Below are 788 nucleotides of genomic sequence, written 5' to 3'. Positions count from 1 at the left end.
ATGAGGTTGTGGGCCAACGCTAACAGGCCGAATTCAATCGAGACTTTGTCCAGTCCTCGCAGATGAAATCGGCGGAAATCCATATTCTGTTTCAGATTGCCAAAGACCGGTTCCACTTCCAGTTTTCGTTGCCGGTACTTCGCTCGGCCTTCTTCCGAATAGAGGGCCTGTCTTGCTTTGGCTTTAACTTCTTCATAAACCGGATTGTAGTGAACCTGACGATTTCCCTTGGCCTTGGTACACTTCGCCTTGAATGGACAGCCGGAACAGTCCTCGCATTCATAGATCTTGAAGTCCCTTTTATAGCCATAATGATCGGTGCGTGTCATGTATTTCCTGAAAAGGACCCTCTGTTTGTTGGGACAGATAAACCGATCGTTTTTCTCATCGTAATCCCAGTTCTGAACTTTACTGAGCTCCTTCTTGAACTTGCGCTGTTCCTCTTTCCTCAGCTGATTATAGGGGATGAGTGCCTGGTACTGTTCTTCCAGGAGATGCACATAGTTTTCCTCACTGCCGTATCCCGCGTCAGCGATGATGCTTTCGGGATGGCCGACAGGTGAATCCGCCAGCTGCTTCAAATGGGAAATCAGCGTTCGTGTATCCGTTGGATTCTGATGCAGGGTGTAGAACAGAATCATCTGGTTCTCTGTCCCCATCTGCACGTTGTATCCAGCTTTGAGCTGGCCGTTCTTCATGTGATCCTCTTTCATCCGCATGAAGGTGGCGTCCGGATCGGTTTTGGCATAACTGTTGCGCTCACCGCAGGTAGCCAGTTGTTTTTCATA

At 48.9% G+C, this 788-nt stretch carries 1 protein-coding gene; it reads right to left on the bottom strand.

Features of this window, described 5'->3' with window-relative positions:
* The coding region (locus Q6A92_RS18140) for an IS1182 family transposase (RefSeq protein WP_332238964.1) at nucleotides 1–788 on the bottom strand (788 nt) is incomplete at both ends.

The organism is Sporolactobacillus sp. KGMB 08714 (assembly GCF_036598985.1).
In the GTDB taxonomy this organism is placed as follows: Bacteria; Bacillota; Bacilli; order Bacillales; family Sporolactobacillaceae; genus Sporolactobacillus.
The sequence above is the reverse complement of the archived record's forward strand: the minus strand, read 5'-3'. Positions and strand labels throughout refer to the sequence as shown.